The sequence below is a fragment of the Mycolicibacterium pyrenivorans genome (assembly GCF_025821625.1).
Taxonomy (GTDB): Bacteria; Actinomycetota; Actinomycetes; order Mycobacteriales; family Mycobacteriaceae; genus Mycobacterium; species Mycobacterium pyrenivorans.
This window is the reverse complement of the sequence record NZ_JACKSH010000039.1, coordinates 48224-64128: the sequence shown is the minus strand read 5'-3', so window position 1 is coordinate 64128 and position 15905 is coordinate 48224. Positions and strand designations below refer to the sequence as shown.

At 65.9% G+C, this 15905-nt stretch carries 17 protein-coding genes and 1 pseudogene; 14 read left to right on the top strand and 4 right to left on the bottom strand.

Annotated elements, in window-relative coordinates:
- Positions 1-21 precede the first annotated feature (21 nt).
- The gene (gene rnhA / locus H7I57_RS05970; protein ID WP_264022477.1) at positions 22-474 is read left to right on the top strand and encodes a ribonuclease HI; all 453 of its coding nucleotides are present in this window, start codon (positions 22-24) and stop codon (positions 472-474) included.
- 109 nt (positions 475-583) lie between these two features.
- Here rnhA and H7I57_RS05965 read toward each other — a convergent pair whose 3' ends face one another.
- Positions 584-2065, bottom strand: coding sequence for an HNH endonuclease signature motif containing protein (locus tag H7I57_RS05965; protein WP_264022432.1), 1482 nt, complete (start codon positions 2063-2065; stop codon positions 584-586).
- 103 nt (positions 2066-2168) lie between these two features.
- Positions 2169-2780: an LLM class flavin-dependent oxidoreductase gene (locus H7I57_RS05960; protein WP_264022431.1), complete on the bottom strand. Its 612-nt coding sequence runs from the start codon at positions 2778-2780 to the stop codon at positions 2169-2171.
- 232 nt (positions 2781-3012) lie between these two features.
- On the opposite strand from H7I57_RS05960, the gene H7I57_RS05955 reads away from it, so the two are divergent.
- From H7I57_RS05955 to H7I57_RS05940, 4 genes and pseudogenes are all read left to right on the top strand, one after another.
- A complete protein-coding gene (locus H7I57_RS05955) occupies positions 3013-3357 on the top strand; it encodes a hypothetical protein (RefSeq protein ID WP_264022430.1) in 345 nt (114 codons plus the stop codon).
- A 221-nt stretch (positions 3358-3578) separates the two neighbouring features.
- Positions 3579-4649 (top strand): dihydrodipicolinate reductase, encoded by a 1071-nt coding sequence (locus tag H7I57_RS05950; protein ID WP_275080951.1) that lies wholly within the window; start codon positions 3579-3581, stop codon positions 4647-4649.
- Between the two features lie 59 nt (positions 4650-4708).
- Positions 4709-4915 (top strand): annotated as a pseudogene (locus tag H7I57_RS05945) (TetR/AcrR family transcriptional regulator); the annotation flags it as partial.
- Positions 4916-4924: 9 nt separating this feature from the next.
- A complete protein-coding gene (locus H7I57_RS05940; protein ID WP_264022482.1) occupies positions 4925-5362 on the top strand; it encodes a TetR/AcrR family transcriptional regulator C-terminal domain-containing protein in 438 nt (145 codons plus the stop codon).
- An 85-nt stretch (positions 5363-5447) separates the two neighbouring features.
- On the opposite strand, the gene H7I57_RS05935 is transcribed toward H7I57_RS05940, so the two are convergent.
- Positions 5448-5906 (bottom strand): MarR family winged helix-turn-helix transcriptional regulator, encoded by a 459-nt coding sequence (locus H7I57_RS05935; RefSeq protein ID WP_264022428.1) that lies wholly within the window; start codon positions 5904-5906, stop codon positions 5448-5450.
- An 84-nt stretch (positions 5907-5990) separates the two neighbouring features.
- Between H7I57_RS05935 and H7I57_RS05930 the strand changes: the two genes are divergently transcribed.
- Positions 5991-6983: an NAD-dependent epimerase/dehydratase family protein gene (locus H7I57_RS05930; RefSeq protein ID WP_264022427.1), complete on the top strand. Its 993-nt coding sequence runs from the start codon at positions 5991-5993 to the stop codon at positions 6981-6983.
- 1 nt (position 6984) lies between these two features.
- Here H7I57_RS05930 and H7I57_RS05925 read toward each other — a convergent pair whose 3' ends face one another.
- Positions 6985-9312, bottom strand: coding sequence for an ATP-dependent DNA ligase (locus tag H7I57_RS05925; RefSeq protein WP_264022475.1), 2328 nt, complete (start codon positions 9310-9312; stop codon positions 6985-6987).
- Between the two features lie 62 nt (positions 9313-9374).
- On the opposite strand from H7I57_RS05925, the gene H7I57_RS05920 reads away from it, so the two are divergent.
- The 8 genes from H7I57_RS05920 (at position 9375) to H7I57_RS05880 (ending at position 15837) form a co-directional block, all read left to right on the top strand.
- Entirely contained in the window at positions 9375-10325 is a 951-nt protein-coding gene (locus H7I57_RS05920) for a carbohydrate kinase family protein (protein WP_264022426.1), read from the top strand.
- Entirely contained in the window at positions 10325-11236 is a 912-nt protein-coding gene (ku, locus tag H7I57_RS05915; RefSeq protein WP_264022425.1) for a non-homologous end joining protein Ku, read from the top strand. Before H7I57_RS05920 ends, ku begins: the two co-directional genes overlap by 1 nt.
- Positions 11237-12626: 1390 nt before the next feature.
- Entirely contained in the window at positions 12627-12998 is a 372-nt protein-coding gene (locus tag H7I57_RS05905; protein WP_372510130.1) for a heme-binding protein, read from the top strand.
- Between the two features lie 105 nt (positions 12999-13103).
- Positions 13104-13310 carry a hypothetical protein gene (locus H7I57_RS05900; RefSeq protein WP_264022423.1) on the top strand — a complete coding sequence of 69 codons (207 nt, stop codon included), beginning with the start codon at positions 13104-13106 and terminating at the stop codon, positions 13308-13310.
- A 76-nt stretch (positions 13311-13386) separates the two neighbouring features.
- Positions 13387-14178 (top strand): SDR family oxidoreductase, encoded by a 792-nt coding sequence (locus tag H7I57_RS05895; protein ID WP_264022422.1) that lies wholly within the window; start codon positions 13387-13389, stop codon positions 14176-14178.
- A 46-nt stretch (positions 14179-14224) separates the two neighbouring features.
- The gene (locus tag H7I57_RS05890; RefSeq protein WP_264022421.1) at positions 14225-15301 is read left to right on the top strand and encodes an NAD(P)H-dependent amine dehydrogenase family protein; all 1077 of its coding nucleotides are present in this window, start codon (positions 14225-14227) and stop codon (positions 15299-15301) included.
- A 25-nt stretch (positions 15302-15326) separates the two neighbouring features.
- Positions 15327-15578: a hypothetical protein gene (locus H7I57_RS05885; protein WP_264022420.1), complete on the top strand. Its 252-nt coding sequence runs from the start codon at positions 15327-15329 to the stop codon at positions 15576-15578.
- 37 nt (positions 15579-15615) lie between these two features.
- Positions 15616-15837, top strand: a complete 222-nt coding sequence (locus H7I57_RS05880; protein WP_264022419.1) for a hypothetical protein — start codon at positions 15616-15618, stop codon at positions 15835-15837.
- Positions 15838-15905 lie beyond the last annotated feature (68 nt).

Genomic DNA, 15905 nt, shown 5'->3' with positions numbered 1-15905 from the left:
ATGGGCGAGTACATCAAGTCCATCAACGATGTAGTGGTCATCCACACCGACGGCGGGTGCAGACCCAACCCCGGCCCCGGCGGTTGGGGGGCGGTGCTGCGCCTGCGTGAGCACGTCCGTGAGATGTGCGGCGGCGAGCCCGGCGAGACCAGCAACAACCGGATGGAGTTGACCGCACCGATCATGGCGCTCGAGGCGCTCACCAGACCTGTGGTGGTGCACCTCTACACCGACAGCACCTATGTCCGGAACGGAATCACCAGGTGGGTCATGGGCTGGGAACGCAACGGCTGGATCACCGCCGCCAGACAGCCGGTGAAGAACGTCGACCTCTGGAAGCGGCTTCAGATGGCCTGCGCGCTGCACCAAGTCGAGTGGTTCTGGGTGAAGGGGCATTCGGGTGTGGCCGACAACGAACTGGCCGATCAGTTGGCCACGCGGGGTCTGCAGGAGGCGATCGGCGCCTACGGTTGATTGCTGCGCCGACGTCCGCGCAGCCGTCGCTCCGCCCGGTGGAGGCAGTCGTAGCGCAACTCACCACTCGATACCAACCGGTGGCATGCATACGTGAAGTCGGCAGCCGTCAGGCCGCTTGGTCGTCAGGCGGCGCAGGCCCGCCGGGTTCACCGGCGGTGTCGCCCGACGAGGGGTCGCCCCGCTCGTCGCCGAGGGTGGGCTCGATCGGTNCGGNCTGCTCGGTGTTGTTGTGGCCCTGGGGTTCCGGATCGGCCGGGCGCAGGAGTCNTTCGGGGCGGTGATAGTAGTTGAGCCGGGCTTGGCCGGTGTCCAACTGCGGTGGCGGTATCCATTCGACTTCGCAGCGGTCGTTCATCTGGGTGGTCCAGCCGCCGTCCTTGCCGACCATGCGGTTGTCGGGTCCGCATGCGAGGCCGAGTTCGTCGACGTTGGTGTTGCCGCCGTCGGTCCAGTCGGCCGCGGCGTGATGCACCTGGGAGCCGTAGGCGCCGACGGTGCAGCACGGCTTGGTGCATCCACCGTCGCGTGCGATCAGCATGATCCGCTGCGCCGGGGANGCGATTCGNTTGGCACGGAACAGNTCCAGGGCCGAGCCNGTGGCGCGGTCGAANACCGCCAGGTAGTGGTTGGCGTGGCCGGCCAGCCTGATCACATCGGCGATCGGCATGACGGTGCCACCGCCGGTGGTACCGACCCCGGCACGGGATTCCAGGTCCTGCAGGGTGGTGCGGATGATGATCGAGACCGGTAGCCCGTTGAGCTTTCCGAGTTCGCCGCTCATCAGCGCGATGCGCCCGACGGCGACCAGGGCGTCGTGTTGGCGCTGGGCGAGGCTGCGGTGGTCGGTGCAGGGTTCGGGATCGTCGGGGTTACACATCCCCGGCGCCGCGTACTTGGCGAAGATCGCCTCCAATACCGCCGACGCTTCGGGTGTCAGGTCCCCGTAGATCGAGGACATCCCATCAGAGCGCTGCTTGCCCTTCGACACCCCGCGCTTGCGGGCGCGTTCAGTGTCGTCGGGTGCGGGGCCATCCTGGTCGAGCAGGAACAGGGTCAAGCAGGCGGTGTCCTTGAGTTCCTTGGGTCCGACGCCGACCGCCCTACGGACCAGGCCGACCTCGAACTGCGCGCGGGTGACCGCGTCCACGAAACCCGGCAACTTGGCGACGGCCTTGCGGATCACCTCGACGTGCTCACCGTTGATCAACCCGTGGGCTTGGGCGGCGGCAGTCGCGGGCAGCAACGGTGGCAGCGACGCTCCGGTCAACGCCCGCCGCGGCGCCAACAATGCGGCCTCGGTCAACCGGCGGTGGGCCTCACTGGTGGAGATCCGCCAGCGGATCGCGAGCACGTCCTTCCAGGACTTGGCACCCATCTGCTGCGGCGTCGCCTCGGCCTGCAAACGGGCCAGCATACGGTTCCTCAGCGCCGGCAGCTGACACCACAGCGATTCGAGCTCATCAAGGGGCTCGACAAGATCGGACCGGGTCAGCAAATCGATGTCGCACGCGGCCAACGCGTCGAACGCAGCACGCAACGCGGTCACCGCCTCCTGCAACGCCTCCCCGGACATACTTCGAACATACATTCGACCACCGACAAGTTTGGTTCACGACCTACTCCACCTACTCCACTGCCGGATTCGAATGTCACGATCCGGCGCATGGCTGGCCACAGCCGCCGCCACCTCACTAGCCCCGGTCGGCGAATCTCTTCAGGTACCGCCACGCGATCTCAGGCGGAATCCCGCCGCACAACGGTGAGAGGTTGAAAATCTCTCCACCCGCGAGGCGCCATCTCGCCTCCTCGACCGAGAGGATTACGTGGGACGCCGACGCGCGGCGGAGTTCGTCGACGGTTCTGGCGGTGCTCATGTTGGCCGACACCTGATTGTCCGGGTTCCACTCCGAATAGGACATCGCATCGTGCAGCAGATACTTGCCGATTTCGTCCCATGCCGCGTCGACATCCTCGGCTACGAAGAGGTTCGCCACAACGTCCCGGTCGGGTATGAGCACGAAGCCTGGCTCAAAACCGTTGTTGCGGCACGCCTTTTCGTACGCCCACTGCATACCCGGCACCCCGCCCTTGGCGAGCAGGCCGAGACCGTTGCGTCCCGCACTCCGCGCCGCACCGTGGCTCGAACCGCCCCAATTAAGCATCGGCCCCTCCGGCGTCCGCGGACGCGGCGTCACCTTCATCCGCCTGCCGCAGTGTTCCACCTCTTCTCCGGCCAATAATCGGCGCAGCAGCCCGAGCTTCTCATCGGCGATGCGACCACGATCGGACCGGTTCGGCGCCAACCGGACGTGTCCTCGACGTCATCGAGTTGCTCAGTCGACCCGGGCATGGCGACATCCGATTCTCCGATGTCGTGCGCGAACTGGACCTGTCACAGCGCACCGCGCACGCGATCCTCAAGACGCACCGCCGTTCGGTATCGCCTTCGCGGCATGGGATACCGCCGACGAGCAGCAAGCCTGGATCCGTCGCGGCGCTGCCGACGACGAGGGTCTGCGCGAGCGCCTGCGAACGGTGTTGACCCGCACCCGCGAGCGCGGCTACGACGTCGACTGGATGACACCTACTTCGAGCCAGGCGGCCCAGGCAATCGGAACGCTGTCCGGAGACTCCATCCCCCACAACCCGCGTTCCGTCATTCATCAGTTGCGGGTGGAGTTCGCCTCCGCAGACCCGATGCCGGACGACACCTCCCGCGGAGCACACCCCGTCGCCACGATTTCGGCGCCGGTACTCGATGCCGACGATCGAATTGCCCTGGTACTTGCCATCCATCCTTTGCGCGCCATGACGATTCGAGAAATCCGTGCTGCGGCGAAGCCTCTCCTGCGCGAGGTCTCACACGTACGGAACTTCTAGGGTTCACGATTCACGAGGGCAGAGGTTCGCTCCCGCAACGCAGATGCGTACCCCTCGTCCGCCGCCGTTCTACCGAACCTACTACTGGTAACTCTTACTGGTTACATCTACAGTAAAACTCTGTCCGATGCATTGGCAACCGCTTGAGTCGCCCGAGAGGCAAGACCGTGACTTCATCTCCTGGCACCGCGAAACGTCGCGTGGTGCATGTCGGCACCGGCATGACGGGCAGCGTCGCGCTTCGCGCCATCATCGACGACCCCGTGCTCGACCTGGTCGGACTCAAGGTGTCGTCGCCGACGAAGGTGGGCACCGACGCCGGTCAACTGTGCGGACGCCCCGATGTCGGCGTCGCCGCCACAGACGACGTGGCGGCCATTCTGGACACCAAGCCGGATTGCGTCGCCTACTGCGCGACCGCGGTTCGACGTGAAGACGACGTCATCGCCGACATCATCGGCTACCTGGAAGCTGGGATCAACGTCGTCACCATTTCCGCCATCCCGATGGTGTATCCCAAAGCGGCCCCTCCGAATTGGCGCGATCCGATCGAACGCGCCGCACTGCAAGGCGGTGCGACCTTCTACGCCACCGGATGCGAACCAGGCTTCGTGAGCCTGAACCTGCCCACCGCGCTGCTGGCCGGTGCCGGTGCGATCGACTCCTACCGCATGGACGAGTACGCCCTCGACCTCGACTTGGCCTACCCCATCTGGGAAGTCCTGCACGAGTCGATGGGTTTCGGAAAACCCGACGGCCACGTTCCCATCCGCATCGCTGTCGGGAAGGTGAACAACGATTGGGAGCCCGTCGTGCGCTACATCGCCGACACGCTCACCGTCGACGTCGACGAAGTGGCACTGGACTGGGAGACGATCCTCGCCCCGCACGACCTCGACACCGCTCTCGGGGTGATCCCGAAGGACACCATTTGCGGTCACCGCTGGCAGCTCGCTGCGATGCACGACGATCGCCCGGTGGTGTCGGTTCAGTACTTCGCGGCGGTGACCTCCACGCCGTGGCCCGACTCCTGGCCGCGCCCGACTCAACCCGGCCAGGGCGGCATGGTTTTCCGCATCGAGGGAAATCCCAGAATGACCCTCGACCTCCGACTCGACCCCGCACCCGACGACGCCACCAACCCCGGCGTCGCGGCGACGGCGATGGCCGCGATCAACGCCATCCCGACGGTCATCGACGCTGCGCCCGGACTTCTGCCCGCGCCGCTGGCCGGTCCGTCGATCGTCACCCGGCAAACCCGCCGCCGACATGACGACTCCGAAAGCCGTTGATGTGTACAACGACCCGTTCGACAACGTGATCGACGACGCCACCTTGCGGGAGTAAGAAGGTGAGGGTGCCAGGCCCAACGACGTCGCGACGGCGACAAACACAGCGACGAGCCCGCGGCTCGCTGACCGCGGACACAATCGTTGAGACCGCCTTCGCGATAGCAGCAGAATCCTCGGTCGACGAGCTGAGCATTCCACTGATCGCCAAGTCACTTGGCGTTGGCGTAACCAGCATCTACTGGCACGTTCGCAACAAGTCAGAGCTTCTCGACGCCATGACCGACCGTGCGCTGCGCCGCAGCGGGTTAGCGGCCTATGCCGCGTCGGACGACTGGCGCGAGTCACTGATGGCGCATGCACGCGGTGTGCGCCGGACGTTCCTCGGCGATCCGGTGTTGACCGATCTGATCCTCATAAGAGGCGCACTGAGCCCGATGGCACGACGACTCGGTGAACAGGAGACGCAGAAGGCGATCGCCAACATGATCGAAGCCGGCCTCGACGAGCAGACCGCTCACGACACGTACTCGGCGGTTTCGGAACTCGTCCGGGGGTCGGTACTTCTCGCGAGGTTGACACAGAAGCACAACGCAGCACAGCAGACGGAGCCTGCCGATGATGGCGGATCCGCGACAGACCCGGTACCGCAGGACGACCGCGCGTTCGAACTTCTTCTGTCGTCAGTGCTCACCAGCGTCGCTATTCCCGGCTAACCGGCGGAGGTGCAGTATTCGAGGTCTGAACTCCCCTGGACCGCTACCGCGCACTTATCGCCTGAGCTGACGAATCTCCACTCAGCTAAGCCGGAGGGTCCAGGGACTCGGCGATCCGATCGAGCAGTCGGGTCAGCTGGCGTTGTTCCTCGGTTGTGAGGCAGCTGAAGATCTCCCCCGCGACGACGACGTAGTCGCGGAGCCAGTTTCGCGCCTGCGTCTCCCCCTCGGGCGTGGTAGTCAGGCGTATCGCGCGGCGATCGTTGTCGTCGACGCCGCGGGCGACCAGTCCGTCGCGAACAAGTGCCTCCACCAGCGTCGACGCAGTACCCTGGCTGATTCCTACCTCCCGGGCCAGATCCGCGAGCCGGACCGGCTGCATCCGGGCCACTTCGGCGAGCAATTTGGATCTCGGAGTCGAGACGCCGTGCTCCCCCAGGCGGTCGTCGAAGGCCCGCACAACCGATTTGCCTGCGCGTCCGAACGCATCGGCCAGGCGCCCCGCGCGCTGCGCCGATGCACCTGAAGCAGCGCGTCCACTCATCGCCTCTTTCACGTTGACGAGATACTATCAGCGTCCATATAGTTTGATATCAAATGATTTGAAGTAGAATGAATGGAGAGACAGATGCAACTTTTCGTCACGGGTGGCAGTGGATTCGTCGGGCAGCACCTGGTTAGGCGACTGGTCGGTGCGGGGCACGAGGTGCGTGCGCTCGCCCGCACGGACAGCGCCGCCGACCTCGTCGGCCGGGCTGGGGCTGAGCCAGTTCTCGGCGACCTGTCGGAACTGATCAGCGGTGATCGACCACCGCAGTGGACGTCTGCACTGCGCGGCGTCGATGCCGTCGTGCACGGCGCCGCCTACATGGCGTTCTGGGGTCGCGATGCCGTCTTCCGCCGTGCCAATCTCGAGCCCAGCGTCGCCCTCCACCGGGTCGCCGCGTCATCCGGGGTGAGAAGGTTCGTCTTGATCAGCGCCGCCAGCGTGGCCACCGGCACCCAGCGCGCGCCGGTCGTCGACGAGCGCACCGATGAAGGTCGGCCCAATATCGCCTACAGCCGCGTCAAGCTCGCCACCGAGCGCATCCTGCTCAACGCGGTCTCACCGATGATGACGACGGTGGCACTTCGGCCGCCTTTCATTTGGGGTGCGGGCATGTCCACCCTGGACGAATTCGTCGCCGCGGTGGAAGCCGGCCGGTTCAGCTGGATCGACAACGGCAAGCACACGGTCGACTTCGTCCACGTCGACAACCTCGCCGAGTCCGTCCGCCTCGCACTCACCCGTGGCCGTGCCGGTCGCGCGTACTACGTCACCGACGGCACGCCCATGCCGACCCGCGATCTCTTCACCCCGCTACTGGCCACCCAAGGGGTCGACGTGAGCGCGGCCCGCAGTGTGCCGTTCGCGTTGGCGGCCCCCCTCGGAGCGCTCCTTGAAGCAGGGGCACGCCTGTTGCGCCGGCCTGAACCACCGATGCTGACGAATTGGATCACCACGTTCATGGGCCGTGACCGCAGCTACGACATCAGCGCTGCAAGAAGCGAACTCGGCTACACTCCGTCCGTCAACCTGGCCGACGGACTCGCGGAGATGGCGGACTCCCTCTCACACTGAACTACTCCCACCTGACTTCGTCGGGCACCTTGTCGGTGCGCAAGCCGCGCCAACTCGGTTGTCGCAGCCTGCCGTCCGAGGTGCGCTCGCTGTAACGGACCTCGCCCACCAGCTCCGGCCGCACGAACGTCACGCCTTTCGCATCCTGCTTCGGAAGCTCTGTGGCGAAGGGTGATTCGTCGGTGTGCAGCGGTGCGAGCAACTTTCTCAGCGCGGTGAGCTGTTTCTCGGTGAATCCGGTACCGACCCGTCCCACGAACTGCAGTCCGCCCTCGCCGGGAATGCCGAGCATCAGCGCACCGATTCCGCTCGTGCGCCCGCCGGTGCCCTCGCGCCAGCCGCCGATCACGACTTCCTGGGTGTTCCAGATCTTGTCCTTGATCCACGACGACGACCGTCGGCCCGGTTGATAGGTGGAGTCGCGCTTCTTGGCGACGACGCCCTCCCACCGCTTCTTGCGCGCGAACTCCAGGGCGTCGGGTCCGTCACCGTCGATCTGGTCGGGCACGATCAGACCGCCACCCTCGGCAAGCGCCTCGAGCACCCGCCTGCGGTCGCTGTACTTGGCCCGCAGCAAAGATCGACCGTCGAGGTGAAGAATGTCGAACGCCCAGAACTCCACCTTGGTGGAGCGGGCCCGGTTCTGCATCTCGCCGAAGCTGGGCACGCCCGACTCGTCGAGCGCCACCGCTTCGCCATCGAGGATCACGTGGTGATCGGCGAGGTCGGCGGCCAACGCCTGCAGTTGCGGGTACTCGCCGGTGACGTCGCGGCCCCGCCGGGACCTTAGCGTCAGCCTGCCGCGGTCGGCGTCGACCAGCAGCCGGTAGCCGTCCCACTTGCCTTCGAAAGCCCACTGCTTGTTCGTGAGCTTCTCCACCGACCCCTCGGTGGTCAGCATCGGCGCGAGGTCTGCGAAGGTCGGCCGTTGCTGGTCCTTCATCCGGTGCGCGAGCCAGTTCTTGCCGTCGGTCTGGATCAGCGCGTAGCGGCCGTCGATCTTCTCGCCGTGCAGCGTGACGATCACCTCGCCCCCCTTCTCGGGACCGTCCGGGGGGTTGTCACGAAACTTCTCGGTCTCGTAGGTACCGGTGTCCCAGACGTAGACCTCGCCACCGCCGTACTCGCCCTTCGGGATCTCGCCGGCGAACGTCAGGTACTCCATCGGATGGTCTTCGGTGTGCACGGCGAGGTGGTTGACCGATGGCGTGTCGGGCAGGTTCTTCGGCACCGCCCAACTCACCAGCACGCCGTCACGTTCCAGACGGAAGTCGTAGTGCAGGCGACGGGCGTGGTGTTCCTGGATGACGAACTTGTCGTTGTTGCCGACCGTGGGCGGCTTCGCGGGAATCGGCTCAGGGGTCTTGGCCGTGTCCCGCATGCCACGGTAGGTCGTCAGGCGGTCGGCCACCGGCAGCAGTTCATCGAGGTCGGCGAGAAGGTCCCCGTCGGAGTCCAACCGGTCGAGCACCTCCTCGAAGGTCAGGTGACGCAGATCCGGGTCCTCGATCTCGTCCCACGTCCTGGGCGCAGCGACCGTCGGATGATCGCGTCCCCGAAGCGAATACGGCGCGATCGTGGTCTTGTTGCCGTTGTTCTGGCTCCAGTCCAGGAACACCTTGCCTTCGCGCAGACTCCTGGTCATCGTCGCGGTGACCTGCTTGGGCATGGTCTGCTCCAGCTGCTGGGCCACCCTCTTGGCCAGCACCGAGGCACCTCGCGAACTGATCGGATCCTGCAGCGGTACATAGAGATGCAGGCCCTTGCTTCCACTGGTCAACGGGAACGTCTGAAGGCCGATGTCGGTGATCAGATCACGCACCTCATGGGCGACCTGGCAGAGCTGAGGCATCGTGACGCCCTCGCCAGGATCGAGATCGAACACGATCCGGGTGGCCGGGCCCACTACCGCCCCGTCACCGCCCGTTTCGCTTCGCCCGCCCGAGTCACCACCCACCCCGCTTCGCCCGCCCGGGTCGACGAACCGCCACTGCGGCACGTGCACCTCCAGTGCGGCCTGCTGGGCGATCCAGGCCAATCCCTCAACGGTGTCGATGATCGGGTAGGTGGTGGTGCCCGACCGGTGCGCGATGGTGCCCCGGTCCAGCCAGTCAGGCGCCGAGGAGGCCAGTTGCTTCTCGAAGAAGGACGCCTCCTCCACACCGTTGGGCCAGCGCTTGCGCGTCACCGCACGGCCCGCGATGTGGGGCAGCATCGCCTCGGCCACGTTGACGTAGTAATCGAAGACGTGTGCTTTCGTGGTCCCGGTCGCCGGGTACAGCACCTTGTCCGGGTTGGTCAGTTTCACCCGGCCATAGCGATCCACCATTTCCGGCATAGATCCAAGGTATAAGCCTTGGACCGAGACGGAGTGGCGGTAGCGTCAATACGGTGAGGGCACTGGTCATCGGCGAGGCGCTGATCGACATCGTCGAGCAGGGCGGCCGCGTCACCGAGCGAGTATCAAGACCTGCCGAGCACGTCGGCGGCAGCCCACTCAACGTCGCGGTCGGCCTGGCGCGGCTCGGCCGCGACGTCGACTTCCTCACCCACATCGGCACCGACGACCGCGGGCTACGGATTAGCGATTATGTCGAAGCCTCAGGGGCACAACTGGTTCCGGGCAGCCGGAGTGCCGGACGGACGCCGACCGCGCTGGCCACCCTCGACGACGCGGGCTCGGCGACGTACACCTTCGACATCGACTGGCAGCTGACCGGCACGCCGGAGGTGCCGCCTCCGGTGGTGGTGCACACCGGTTCGATCGCAGCAGTGCTCGAACCCGGCTGTCTGGCGGTCGCCGCACTTGTCGACACGTATCACCTGTCGGCGACGCTGACGTTCGACCCCAACGTGCGGCCGGCGTTGATCACCGACGCCGATAGCGCCCGCGCCCGCATCGGCGGGTTGTTGGAGCGTGCAGACGTCGTCAAGGCCAGCGACGCGGATCTGCGCTGGATCGACCCGACGCGGACGCCGGAGCAGATCGCCGCCGGGTGGCTCGCGATGGGGCCATCGATCGTCGTGGTGACCTTGGGTGACGCCGGGGCGTTCGCGATGTGTGCGGCGGGCACGGTACGGGTACCTGCGTTCGATGTGGATGTGGTGGACACCGTGGGCGCCGGCGATGCGTTCATGACCGGTCTGATCGACGCGCTGTGGTCGCTGGACCTACTGGGCGCCGACCGCCGATCGCAACTGGCCGCCATCGACACCCCCACGTTGACCACCGCCGTACGCGCCGCGGCGCTGATGGCCGCGCTGACGGTGGCGCGCGCCGGCGCCGACCTGCCCGACCGTGTTGAGCGTGATGCGGCGGCCGAATCGGGAATACTGGGCTGATGCGATCCATCTGGAAGGGTTCGATCGCCTTCGGCCTGGTGAACGTACCGGTGAAGGTCTACAGCGCCACCGAGGACCACGACATCAAGTTCCACCAGGTCCACGCCAAGGACAACGGCCGCATCCGGTACAAGCGGGTGTGCGAGGTGTGCGGCGAAGTCGTGGAGTACCGCGACATCGCGCGGGCCTTCGACTCCGACGACGGCCAGACCGTGATCATCACCGATGACGACATCGCCACGCTGCCCGAGGAACGCAGCCGCGAGATCGAGGTGCTCGAGTTCGTACCTGCCAGCGACCTCGACCCGATGATGTACGACAAGAGCTACTTCCTCGAGCCCGAAGGTAAGTCGTCGAAATCCTATGTGCTGCTTGCCAAGACGCTCATGGAGACCGACCGGGTCGCCATCGTCAACTTCGCCCTGCGCAACAAGACCCGGCTGGCGGCCCTGCGGGTCAAGGACTTCAGCAAGCGGGACGTCATGATGATCCACACGTTGCTGTGGCCCGACGAGATCCGCGATCCCGACTTCCCGGTGCTGGACAAGGAAGTCGACGTCAAGCCGGCCGAGCTGAAGATGGCGAGCCAGGTCGTCGACTCGATGACCGATGATTTCAACCCCGACCGGTATCACGACGACTACCAGGAGCATCTGCAGGAGCTGATCGACGCGAAGCTCGAAGGCGGCGAGGCGTTCACCACCGAAGAGGAACCGCAAGAGCTCGACGAGACCGAGGACGTGTCCGATCTGCTGGCCAAACTCGAGGCCAGCGTCAAGGCCCGCAAGGGCGGGTCGGATTCGGATTCTTCGGACTCCGACAAGCCGGCGAAGAAGGCACCCGCCAAGAAGGCAGCCAAGAAGGCCCCCGCGAAGAAGTCCGCCGCCAAGAAAGCGCCGGCGAAGAAATAGCGCCGCCTTCCGCGAGCTGTGCCGTCATGCGCGCGCATGCAAAAGGGCGGTTTCGGAGCCGCCAGTCCCTGTGTCATGGAGCCCGCATTGCCCACGCAGAATTCTCGACGGAGTTTGCTGGGCAGCATTCCATCGGACAGCGACGAAACTACGGCAATCCACCACTTCACTGCATGAATGCGCACCTGCGCATGCTGATTGCACTCGTAGGAGCAGCGCACGGCGACCGGCTCTGTTCGGGCCCCGATCTATCGCGGTCAGGGGGACCAAAGGCCCTTGAGGGGGCGCCCATGGGCCCTACACAACCCGCTACCAGGTCGGTTGCATTGCAATCAGCAGTTCCACAGCTGCTCGCAGGGGCCGGATGCCGATTGTCCGCACCGCTGGATGGGTCAGCAAACGAGAAAGGACAAGTTTTTGACGTAACTCCCGTTGCGCAGCAGGAGAAATTATGTGTCGCATCACTATCGCTTTGACAGTTCTCGCGCTCTCGGCCGGCGGAATCGTACTAGCAGCACCGGTCTCGGCGCAATGTCAGGGCGGCTGGACCCCGTGGGGCGGGGGGCAGTACTGCGACGGCTACACGTACGAGGATGGCAGCTACGACCACTGCGTAAGTGTCACCGTGCTCGGCTTCGGTGGAACCCAATGCAACCGCGTCTGCCCACCTGACCCCGCCAACCCGGCCGCCCCACTACCGTGGCAGCCCGGTGCATTCTGCCCGTTCCGCAAATAGCAGCGAATCGTTTAACCCTCGATGGGGCACGGGGTCCTGGTCGCCGTCTCGATCATCGCCGCTTTCGCGCCCGTTCGAGCCCCCAGGATGTGCACGAATTCTGGAATCTCCACGCAGAGCCAACCGAGAGAAGATGTCCAATGAAGCCTTGGCTGCAACGCAGCGCCGTGTCGGCCGTCGTGTTGGCGTTTCTGCCGCTGATGGAACTCGCCTCACCAGCGGTCGGCCGCGCCCAACCACCACCACCTTGCCCGCCGGGCATGTACTGGAACTTCGCTACGGTTGTTTGCGAGTTTCCGCCACCTCCGGTGGTGTACGTCGATCCGTGGTTGCCGGTTTATGTCCCGGATATCGTCGACGTCGACCTAGACATCCCGCTTCCCGGCCCTCCGGGTATCGGCCCTCCGGGTGTCGGGCCTCCAGGTATCGGGGCTCCGGGACCGGGTGTCGGGCGTCCCGGACCCGCACCCCGACCTCGTGGCGGCGGGCGACGCTGATGTCGTTTAGCTGAATCTACTTGCGCCAAAAGTGATCTCAACCTCTATGCCCATTGCGGAGCGTGTACCTGGACGGCCGGACCCCTTCATCGTGGTCCCTCGACGTGAGCGAGAACCCGATGAATCCGCCCAATCAATCGATAAAGGAGAAGAACCCATGATGTTGTCCTCAGGACGAATTCGGCAACGCGCAGCGTTGGGCGCCGTCGGCGCCGCCGCACTGGCCGTTGCCACGCTTTTCGGCGGCGCCGCGGCTGCAACCGCTCAACCACCAACGCCACCGCCACCCGCGCCGCCGAATTGCTCGCCCGCGGATTGGGCGGGCGTCAGGGCGGGCGTGGCCGCGGCCACGTCGGCCTATCTGTTCACCCACCCCCCGGTGAACGACTTCTTCGCGACCCTCGAAGGCCAATCCAGGGAAGAGATGCAACCTCGGGTACAGGAGTACCTGGACGCCAACCCGCAGGTTCGAGCTGAACTGGAGGGCATCAAGCAACCCGCGGTCAACTTCCTGGACCGCTGTAGATAGCACTCGACTGCATCCGGCGCTCAGCGGCGCTTCCAAATGTTCTGCGTCGGCGAATGCCGCAGTGAGCCGTGGTCGTCTGCGGGTCTGGCACACGGAAGGAGAACTGTGAATCTGGCGAGCTGGGTCTTGGGCCTGTCGCTCATCGTGCTGACCATCGCAAGCGTTCATCTTCGCCGTGATGCAGGCTTATTCTTCGATGCTCTTCCGCCGACGGCGACGCAGGACGAGTGGGGGAACGGTCGCCCGCTCGCCCACCACGTTCTTGATTTCCGCCGCCCGCTGCCGCCTGAGCCCACGCTCGCCATGAATTAGAACGTGTTCCAGAAACTGCGCACGCGGGCCGGCGCTCCTTGCTAGCGTGGCCCGCGGCGACGGAAGCGAGGGACACGTGATTTTGGACAGATTCCGGCTCGACGGTCAGGTGGCTGTGGTCACCGGAGCCGGCAGGGGCCTGGGCGCCGCTATGGCGCTCGCATTCGCCGAAGCCGGTGCTGACGTGGTCATCGCGGCCCGTACGCGGTCGCAGCTCGAGGAGGTCGCCGCGCAGATCGGCGCCACCGGCCGCCGCGCCCACGTCGTCGTCGCCGACCTGGCCCGTCCCGACGACACGGCCACGCTCGCCGACCAGGCGGTCGAGGCATTCGGCAAACTAGACATCGTCGTCAACAACGTCGGCGGCACCATGCCGAACGCTCTGTTGAGCACCTCGACGAAGGACATGCGCGACGCCTTCACGTTCAACGTCGCCACCGCGCACGCCCTGACAACGGCCGCGGTGCCGTTGATGCTGGAGCACTCCGGCGGGGGCAGCGTCATCAACATCACGTCGACGATGGGGCGACTCGCCGGCCGCGGCTTCGCCGCCTACGGCACCGCCAAAGCTGCGCTGGCGCACTACACGCGACTGTCGGCGCTCGACCTGGCGCCGCGCATCAGGGTCAACGCGATCGCGCCGGGATCGATCCTCACCTCGGCCCTCGACATCGTCGCCAGCAACGACGATCTGCGCACGCCGATGGAACAGGCCACCCCGATGCGTCGACTCGGCGACCCGCTCGACATCGCCGCCGCCGCCGTCTACCTCGCCTCTCCGGCGGGTTCGTACCTGACCGGCAAGATGCTCGAAGTGGACGGCGGGCTCACCTTCCCGAACCTCGACCTACCCATCCCCGACCTGTGACCCATCCCCGACCTGTGACCCATCCCCGACCTGTGAGGACCCAGACATGGCCATCGAAGTCGCCGCCATCGGCACCGGAAACGTCGGCAGGCATGCGCTGACCCAGCTGATCAAGGACCCGAGGTTCGACCTCACCGCGGTGTGGGTCTCCTCGGAGTCCAAGGCGGGCAAGGACGCCGCCGAGCTTGCGGGACTGCAGGATTCGACGGGCGTCATCGCGACCACCGACCTCGACGCCGTCCTGGCGACCAACCCGGCGTGCGCCGTGTACACCGCGATGGCCGACAACCGCCTGCCGGAAGCACTCGAGGACTACCGGCGCATCCTGGCCGCGGGCATCAACGTCGTCGGCAGCGCTGCGGTGTTCCTGCAGTACCCGTGGAAAGTGCTGCCCGACGAGCTCGTCACGCCCATCGAGGATGCCGCCCAAAAGGGATCTTCGACCATTTTCGTCAATGGCATCGACCCGGGCTTCGCCAACGACCTGTTGCCCATGGCGCTGGCGGGGACCTGCCAGAGCGTCCAGCAGATCCGCTGCATGGAGATCATCAACTACGACACCTACGACAGCGCGACGGTGATGTTCGACGTCATGGGCTTCGGCGGCAGCCTCGAGGACACCCCGATGTTGCTGCAGCCCGGCGTGCTGAGCCTGGCGTGGGGCTCGGTGGTGCGACAGCTCGCCGCCGGCCTCGGCATCGAGCTCGACGAGGTCACCGAGACGCACGTGCGGGTGCCCGCGCCGGAGGCCTTCGACATCGCCGCCGGCCGCATCGAGGAAGGCACCACCGCCGCGATCCGCTTCGAGGTGCGCGGCGTCAAGGACGGTCGCGTCGCCGTGGTGCTCGAACACGTCACCAGGCTGCGCGACGATCTGTGCCCGGACTGGCCACAGCCGGCTCAGCACGGCGGCTCCTACCGGATCGAGATCACCGGCGAGCCGTCCTACACCCTCGACCTGTGCCTGAGCAGCCCGAACGGCGACCACAACCATGCGGGGCTCGTGGCCACGGCGGCCCGCGTCGTCAACGCCATTCCCGCGGTGGTGGGTGCGTCGCCGGGAATCGTGACAGCGATCGACTTGCCTCCCATAACTGGAAACGGGCTGTACGCTGAGGCATAACTCACGCTGGAAGGACCATGAAGACATGAAGGCTCGCCTCAGCACCCTCGCTGCTTTCCTTGTTGCCGGCGGTGCCGCCGTGGCGATCGCCGCCGCGCCTGCCGCACTCGCCCAGCCGAACTGCACCGAGACCGGGCAGGGTGGCGGAACACAGGGCGGCTCGACGACAGTGTGCACGTCACCCGGCAACACCCAGATCGATTCGCGCCCGAGCGTCCTCGCGCCCAACGTCAGCCAGTCGATGTTCCCGTGGGGCTACGGGATGTTCATCCTCTGACGGACGCCCGGACCGACACCCTCACGAGGAGCGGGTCATGAAGGCTCTCGCGCTGGCGATCGCCGGCGCCGCGATCGCCATCGGCGGCGCGCCGGTGGCAGCCGCGGCTCCCGACTGCACCGATATCGGGTCCACCGTCACCTATTGCGAGACCAACGGCAGCACCCAGCTGATCACCACCCCGCCTCCGTGGAATTACGGCGGCTGGCAGGGCATCGGCTTCTGGCCGCTGGTCGGAGGCTTCGGCCTCGGGGAGTGACGACCCGCTTCTCTCACCCGGCGCTGGCCTGACGTCGAGGTTTCGTCTACCCTAACTTTTCTGTTCGT

Coding starts and splice junctions, on each gene's coding strand:
- H7I57_RS05950 (WP_275080951.1), top strand. CDS start 3,579: ATGACGGGCAGCGTCGCGCTTCGCGCCATCATCGACGACCCCGTGCTC.
- H7I57_RS05940 (WP_264022482.1), top strand. CDS start 4,925: ATGACCGACCGTGCGCTGCGCCGCAGCGGGTTAGCGGCCTATGCCGCG.
- H7I57_RS05935 (WP_264022428.1), bottom strand. CDS start 5,906: ATGAGTGGACGCGCTGCTTCAGGTGCATCGGCGCAGCGCGCGGGGCGC.
- H7I57_RS05930 (WP_264022427.1), top strand. CDS start 5,991: ATGCAACTTTTCGTCACGGGTGGCAGTGGATTCGTCGGGCAGCACCTG.
- H7I57_RS05925 (WP_264022475.1), bottom strand. CDS start 9,312: ATGGTGGATCGCTATGGCCGGGTGAAACTGACCAACCCGGACAAGGTG.
- ku (WP_264022425.1), top strand. CDS start 10,325: ATGCGATCCATCTGGAAGGGTTCGATCGCCTTCGGCCTGGTGAACGTA.
- H7I57_RS05905 (WP_372510130.1), top strand. CDS start 12,627: ATGATGTTGTCCTCAGGACGAATTCGGCAACGCGCAGCGTTGGGCGCC.
- H7I57_RS05890 (WP_264022421.1), top strand. CDS start 14,225: ATGGCCATCGAAGTCGCCGCCATCGGCACCGGAAACGTCGGCAGGCAT.
- H7I57_RS05885 (WP_264022420.1), top strand. CDS start 15,327: ATGAAGGCTCGCCTCAGCACCCTCGCTGCTTTCCTTGTTGCCGGCGGT.
- H7I57_RS05880 (WP_264022419.1), top strand. CDS start 15,616: ATGAAGGCTCTCGCGCTGGCGATCGCCGGCGCCGCGATCGCCATCGGC.